Annotated in this window: 10 protein-coding genes; 1 reads left to right on the forward strand and 9 read right to left on the reverse strand. The window is 40.4% G+C overall.

Annotation, left to right across the window (positions count from 1 at the left end; all coding sequences use genetic code 11):
- Positions 1 to 172 precede the first annotated feature (172 nt).
- The 9 genes from C9J34_RS18275 to C9J34_RS18315 form a co-directional block, all read right to left on the reverse strand.
- Positions 173 to 838, reverse strand: coding sequence for a hypothetical protein (locus C9J34_RS18275; protein ID WP_107841614.1), 666 nt, complete (start codon positions 836 to 838; stop codon positions 173 to 175).
- Positions 838 to 1,326 (reverse strand): ECF transporter S component, encoded by a 489-nt coding sequence (locus C9J34_RS18280; RefSeq protein ID WP_107841615.1) that lies wholly within the window; start codon positions 1,324 to 1,326, stop codon positions 838 to 840. Before C9J34_RS18280 ends, C9J34_RS18275 begins: the two co-directional genes overlap by 1 nt.
- A 2-nt stretch (positions 1,327 to 1,328) precedes the next feature.
- Positions 1,329 to 1,733, reverse strand: a complete 405-nt coding sequence (locus tag C9J34_RS18285) for a bifunctional adenosylcobinamide kinase/adenosylcobinamide-phosphate guanylyltransferase (protein WP_107841616.1) — start codon at positions 1,731 to 1,733, stop codon at positions 1,329 to 1,331.
- Positions 1,685 to 2,275, reverse strand: a complete 591-nt coding sequence (locus C9J34_RS18290) for a histidine phosphatase family protein (protein WP_238600706.1) — start codon at positions 2,273 to 2,275, stop codon at positions 1,685 to 1,687. The genes C9J34_RS18285 and C9J34_RS18290 overlap by 49 nt, the downstream gene beginning before the upstream one ends.
- Complete coding sequence (gene cobS / locus C9J34_RS18295; protein ID WP_107841617.1) at positions 2,248 to 3,015, reverse strand: adenosylcobinamide-GDP ribazoletransferase; 768 nt, start codon at positions 3,013 to 3,015, stop codon at positions 2,248 to 2,250. Before cobS ends, C9J34_RS18290 begins: the two co-directional genes overlap by 28 nt.
- Positions 3,016 to 3,026: 11 nt before the next feature.
- Positions 3,027 to 3,557, reverse strand: a complete 531-nt coding sequence (locus C9J34_RS18300; protein ID WP_107841618.1) for a bifunctional adenosylcobinamide kinase/adenosylcobinamide-phosphate guanylyltransferase — start codon at positions 3,555 to 3,557, stop codon at positions 3,027 to 3,029.
- Positions 3,558 to 3,624: 67 nt separating this feature from the next.
- Positions 3,625 to 4,038, reverse strand: a complete 414-nt coding sequence (locus tag C9J34_RS18305; RefSeq protein WP_107841619.1) for a Fur family transcriptional regulator — start codon at positions 4,036 to 4,038, stop codon at positions 3,625 to 3,627.
- Positions 4,035 to 4,886: a metal ABC transporter permease gene (locus C9J34_RS18310; protein WP_107841620.1), complete on the reverse strand. Its 852-nt coding sequence runs from the start codon at positions 4,884 to 4,886 to the stop codon at positions 4,035 to 4,037. Before C9J34_RS18310 ends, C9J34_RS18305 begins: the two co-directional genes overlap by 4 nt.
- 13 nt (positions 4,887 to 4,899) lie before the next feature.
- Positions 4,900 to 5,646 carry a metal ABC transporter ATP-binding protein gene (locus tag C9J34_RS18315; RefSeq protein ID WP_107841621.1) on the reverse strand — a complete coding sequence of 249 codons (747 nt, stop codon included), beginning with the start codon at positions 5,644 to 5,646 and terminating at the stop codon, positions 4,900 to 4,902.
- A gap of 105 nt (positions 5,647 to 5,751) precedes the next feature.
- On the opposite strand from C9J34_RS18315, the gene C9J34_RS18320 reads away from it, so the two are divergent.
- On the forward strand, positions 5,752 to 5,991 hold the full coding sequence (locus tag C9J34_RS18320) for an isopropylmalate synthase (RefSeq protein WP_107841622.1): 240 nt from the start codon (positions 5,752 to 5,754) through the stop codon (positions 5,989 to 5,991).
- Positions 5,992 to 6,438 lie beyond the last annotated feature (447 nt).

The raw sequence follows: 6,438 nt of genomic DNA on the forward strand, positions 1-6,438 counted from the left end.
TTATCTGCGCTTTCCTCAGTTTTATCTGCGGTTTCTCAGATTTATCTGCGCTTTTCTCGATTTATCTGCGCTTTCCTCAATTTATTAGCGAGCTGTCGATTTTTAATTTTTGCACTTTCGCCAATTAACTAGGGGAAACTCACTTAGTTTATCGATTGAAGTATTTCCTCTCCTACTTCAATCGATAAATTGGGGCAGACATTGCTTTATATAATTTCTCCACATCCGATTCATGAACAGCGACAAGAACCGCTGTTGCAGGACCAGCAGAAGCTGTCATATTTAGTTCACAGCCAAGTTGCTGCCTCGTAAATGCGGCAATTTCTGCACCAATTCCCTTCGAGCCACAGGGCCATAGTGCTTGAATGACGCCAGTTTGCCACAATAAATAAAGCTCATGCAAATTCGCGACATCATGTATATGCTCCAGCACTTGCTGTCCAACTAACGGTCGCCCAATCACAAAATAATGACAATTCACTATTGTTGGCTCGAAGCATTTTTTGCCAACCATCGTCAAGCTAAGACCCGATTGCAATGCAGAAAAATTTGATTCCGTTGACCCAGTAATCGGTGGTAAAGCTTTCCCTATTTCGTCGAATTGACGCTGACAGCCTCTCACATAATCAGCCCAAGCATCATCACCTGTAAAATTCGCTAATACTAAATGACTCGGCTCAGCACCTGCACACCACTGCTCTAACAACGCAACACGTGCCGCAAAATAAGCGACCACCTCATTTGGTACTTTGACAACATCTGCCTCTTTTTCACCAATGCAACCTGAGTTATCTATTGTTAAAATAGTAAGCTCGTCTATTTGCACAGCGTTGCGCATTACAATTTCACCATCTTTTTCACACGCTGGAGCGCTGGTACACAAACAAACGCTACTGCGATATTAATGGCTGTCGCAAGTACTAGCCCTGGCACTGCTGCGATGTAAAAGGCTGGAGAAATTAAGAAATAAAACGGCACCGCTGCAAGCACACCATTTGCAATAAGCATCCATGCCCATTTCAATTTATGAAAACCTTTTTTATGTAAATGAGCAAACACTAAAATAATGAAAAACATTTCAAAAGCAACAATAAAGTGGAGTGAACCAAAAGGCATCCCTGAGCTCATCGCTGTTGCCATATGACCTAGAGCGCCTGTAAAACCTGCAAATACTGGTGGTAACACAAATGCTGCTAATAAAGCTGGAGCGGAATCAAGCGCTGCTGATGCTGTTGCGGAAACAGGTATTTTCACAAGCCCCCCTACTGCGCATAAAGCCGCTAATAAAGCTGTTAAAACAAGATAACGTAAATTTTCCTTTGCCATTTTTATTCCTCCTTCATAATTTGTGGGATACCGTACCAAATACGTATCACTTGCTCACTGTGGGCAAACATCGCTTGATAGAGCCTACCGCAAGTATCACGTAGGAATCGCTGCTCCTTTTCCAATGGTACAATCCCCCGTCCCATATCTGTGCATATACATACTAATGTCGCCTGCCTATCAAGCTGCTTTAATTTTTCCATTAACCGTGCGACGATTTCATCTTCTGTTAAATGTGCATGCTGCTGTACAAGTTGTTCAAAACGTCCGATGATTATGACATCTTGTGATTCAAAAGCAGTATCCTCTGGTATATGTCCTTCAAATAAATGCTGCACCTTATGTTGATAATGCTGTTTTACGTAATTTCGCTTGCCATTATAGGCACCTCCGATATAGACGTGCACCTCTTTCCCTCCTTCCATGTGGAAAAATGTGACCAAGAGCAACTGTACAATGTATCGTGCTTTGCCTGTAAGCTATTAAATGGTTGCTGTAAAAACCTTTCGAGTAGCAGACGAATAACACCTCCATGGACAACGAACGTATAATCACCTGGCCCTGTTATGATTTGTTCTATCGCTCGCTCTACGCGCGCTGTAAAATCGCTAAAGCTTTCGCCATTTGGTGGTGTTACTTGTAATGGGTTATTAATCCATTCTCTATAAATCAAATCATCTTTCAATTCCTCATATGTTTTCATTTCGAATTGCCCGAAATGTAGCTCACGCAAATCTGCGCTCGCTCGATAAGGCACTTGTGGAAAATAGCAGGCCGCCGTTTGCTGACAGCGCTTTAAATCACTACCATAAACAACAGACGGCTGTAAAGCGATATCCACTTGTCGTAAAGGCAAAATCGGCTCATCGCTATGCCCGATATATTTTCGCTCCATATTTGCCTTTGTTTTGCCGTGGCGAATTAAATGAATAGTAATAGCGTCCCCCATAATACAAGCTCCATCCCTTCATAAAATGCACCGAGTAAATCGCCTGTCATACCTGCGAAATTTTTATTTGACCAATGACGATAATATAACAAGCTAAGCAGCATCATGCCATACAAAACGAGCAAGGGCCACTCCCCGCAATATAGCGCATATCCCACAATAAGCAAGCTATAAGCAATACAAGCTACGATAACACCTCGCGCCTGCACACGCTCCTTAAAATAAGCTGCAAGTCCTGTTGTTTTTGCACTTTTCATCGTAAGAAAATAAAGCAGCATCGCAACGCGTGCTAAAAGTGGAATTGCCACAAAATAAGCGAGTTGCACCTCACGTAATAACGCTTCATAAAGAAATCCAGTTTTTAATAACAATAAGCCCACAACGGCTAATACACCAAAAGCCCCTACACGTGGATCCTCCAAAATTGCTAAACGCTTTTCCTTGTCACGATAGGAAAAAAAGGCATCGCTCGTGTCAATAAAGCCATCTGTATGTATGCCGCCAGTTACCACAATCATGATGATGACTAACATAATAGCGGTTAGTAATGGGGAAAATGCAAGCCAACTATTGTTCAGCATGAAAAATCCGATTGTAACAGCCCCTGTCAACAAGCTAAGAAGAGGCATAAGCATATACATCGCCGTGACATCTTTTTTTGTTAGTGCTAACTCTCGCTTAATGGGCCATGCGCTAAAAAATTGAAGGCAAAGCAATAATCCTGTTACAAAATGTTTCATTCCACTCCACCTCACTTCCAGCGCTTGCATAATTGATGGTCGATTTCATATGCCTCATCGCACTGCGCAACAATCCATTGATGCAACTCACCTAATAATTGCTTATATAATTCTACTTCCTCATACTTCGATGACGGTTCGTCCATTACTTCATTGGAAACGAGCACAACTAGTATATTTTGCTTTTTCCATTCCTCGATATAATATTGGAATGATTTTATGTATGGCGCTGTGTCCTGCGTTTTGTACATAATGTTACCTAGCCATGTTGTTAAGCAGTCCCATAATACAACTGTACCACATTCCAGTGTAAGCAGTTCGTCTGGTAATGTATCGGGTACTTCAAGCGTGCGCCAAACAGCCTCACTCTGCTCGCGATCCGCTCGATGTCGAGCAATTCTAGCTTGCATTTCCGTATCAAAGGCTACACCCGAGGCAATATATGTTAAAGTTTGTCCGTTAGCAACTTGCTGCGCATAACGCTCTGCGAAAGCACTTTTCCCGCTCCGCACACCACCTGTCACGAAAATTAAACGTCCCATAACATCCTCCCTGCGATTAGAAAAAAGGCGCCCTCTAGGACACCTTTTCATTCATTGTAACATATTTTTATATCCGACAATCTGGACATTTTCCGTAAACTTCAAATTTATGTGCCTCAACCTCGAAATTTGGTAAGCTTTCACCAAGCAGCTCCATCGGACATAAAGGCAATTCCTTCACACTGCCACATTCTCTGCATATAAAATGATGATGGTGATGGTCTGATTCACAATGCATTCTAAAATTACGCTCACCTTGCATCTCGGTTTCATCCAAAATACCAAGCTCCACAAATGTCGCTAAATTACGATAAATCGTATCGAAGCTCATCCCTGGAAAATCCTTTTTCAACACATCCAATAAATCACGAGCTGTTAAATATTTATCTGTTTCCTCAAACATTTTTAAAATAAGCTCTCGTTTATCCGTTTTTTTATAGCCATTGTCCTTTAAAATTTCCCATGCTCGTATTAAATTCATAGCGCTTCCTCCTTCGTTTGAACCTTTATTTTCTTCACAAAAATAACGCACAATAAAATGAGGATGGATGTCACAACGATGGTTCCACCTGGTGCTAAATTTAAATAAAAGGCGCTGACTAGCCCGATAATTACCGCCAGCTCGCCAAACATAATCGCATAAAAGATTGCTTGCTTAAAGCCTTTCGCTAAACGCATCGCGGCTGCAACAGGTAGCGTCATCAAGCTTGATACAAGTAAAATTCCGACAATGCGCATGCTTGCCGCAATCACCAAAGCGACAACGACCATAAATAATAAATGAATCCACTTCGCTGGTAGCCCACTTGCCTTTGCATATTCCTCATCAAATGACAAAACAAATAATTCCTTGAAAAATAATAATAGAAAAATAACAACTACACCTGCAATCGCCAGTACAATCCATAAATCTTGACGCGATACCGCGGAAACAGAGCCAAATAAATAGCTCATTAAATCGGTATTAAAGCCGCTTGCTAATGAAATAAAAATAGCACTTAGGCCGATTCCACCTGACATAATAATCGGAATCGCTAGCTCCTCATAATGCTTATAAAGTCGACGCAGGCGCTCAATTAAAACCGAGCCACTCACCGATGCAAGTATGCCTAAATAAATCGGATTTAAGAAAGCCATTGCCGCAAAGCTTTGGCTTATATATAAGCTCCCAGCAATCCCTGCCAACGTAACATGTGACAGCGCATCCGCGATAAGCGATAGCCTACGCACGACGATAAATACGCCAAGCAATGGGGCAATTACCCCGATAATTAGCCCTGAGAAAAAAGCGTTTTGTAAAAATTCATAGCGTAAAATTGCTTCAATCATCTTGCTACCTCTCCTAATGAATCTTTCGCACTTTATGGCCATACCAAGCATCCAGCTTTTGCTGAGATATATGGTCAAAATCATTTTTATAGCCGTGGAAATGAATTGTTTTGTTTAAGCATGCAACATGACTAATATGCTCTGATACGATATCAACATCATGCGTCACTAAAATCATCGTAATTTGTCGTTCCTCGTTTAACTTTACGAGCATATCATAGAACGATTGCACATTTTCATGGTCAATCCCAACTGTCGGCTCATCTAATATAAGTAGCTTTGGTTCAGCAATAAGCGCTCGTGCAATAAAAACGCGCTGCTGCTGCCCACCCGATAATTGTCCAATATTGCGTGTCGCAAAATTTTCCATACCAACCGCTTGTAACGCTTCTCCAACAAGCTGCTTAACATTTTGAGGGTAACGTTTAAATAAGCCGATTTTTTTCGTCAAGCCACTTCTCACGACTTCCTCAACGGTTGCTGGGAAGCCTGAGTTAAAGGAATTTGACTTTTGTGATACGTAGCCAATCCATTCACGCTGCTTAAATGCTTGTATCGGCTCACCAAACAGCTTGATTTCCCCACTTGTCGGCTTTAATAAACCGAGAATCAACTTTAATAATGTCGATTTACCAGAGCCGTTCGGACCCAATAATGCTAGGAAATCCCCTTCTTGGACATGAAAGGAAATATTGTTCAACGCCTGTGTTTCATCATATTGAAATGACACATTTTGTAATTGAATAATTGGTTTTATCATATTTCTTCTCTTCTTTCTAATTCAAAATCATTACGATTTTCATTTTGAAAGTATAGTGGATTTTTTGCTATTTGTAAAGGTAATACACCCTGAAAGGATGAATAAATGAATCAGATGGAATTAGTACGTTTTTTTATGTCGGCAAGCGATGCGGATATACAGCGCTTTATGCGGAAAAAGACAGGTATCGAATTATCACTACAGGAAATCCAGCAGCTGCGCCCACTGTTAGCTGGTGCCAATATGAGTTGGCTGCTAAGCGGTGTTCCAAAGGATGTTTTAAAGCGTGTCGATAAAGTGATTGGGAAAGAAAAAAGAAAGCAGTTAATGAATCTTCTTAATTAACATCAATTACGTTCAGTGGGTATTTTGTGCTGAACCATCATAAAAAATTAGCGCTGAGGTTGTCTGAAAAGTTGCTTAACATAGAGGGCACTGAAAAAGTCGGTTTACACCTTCCTTTCACAGGTTTGCAGCCCCTCCCTAACGTATCACTTTTCAGACAGCTATGTGCTTTTGGTTTGAAATATTCACTACTTAGAAAAGTGATTGTCTTTTTTGAAATGTTGAAAACAGCGAATTTAACGCCTTTGTATTCACGTTTAAAATGAATAAGTAAAACTAAATTCAGAGGAATTTTCGGCTTTCTGGACAACCCTAATTTTTCTATCAATTGTGTTCAAATAGTCATTTTAAAGTTTTTTTACTTTCAAAATTGTTTTTCTATTTATTACAGTAAATATTACTGAATTATGATAAATATTCTAAAAAAAGATAGTATTTTGTTTATTG

This window comes from Metasolibacillus meyeri, from assembly GCF_003049505.1.
Taxonomy (GTDB): domain Bacteria; phylum Bacillota; class Bacilli; order Bacillales_A; family Planococcaceae; genus Metasolibacillus; species Metasolibacillus meyeri.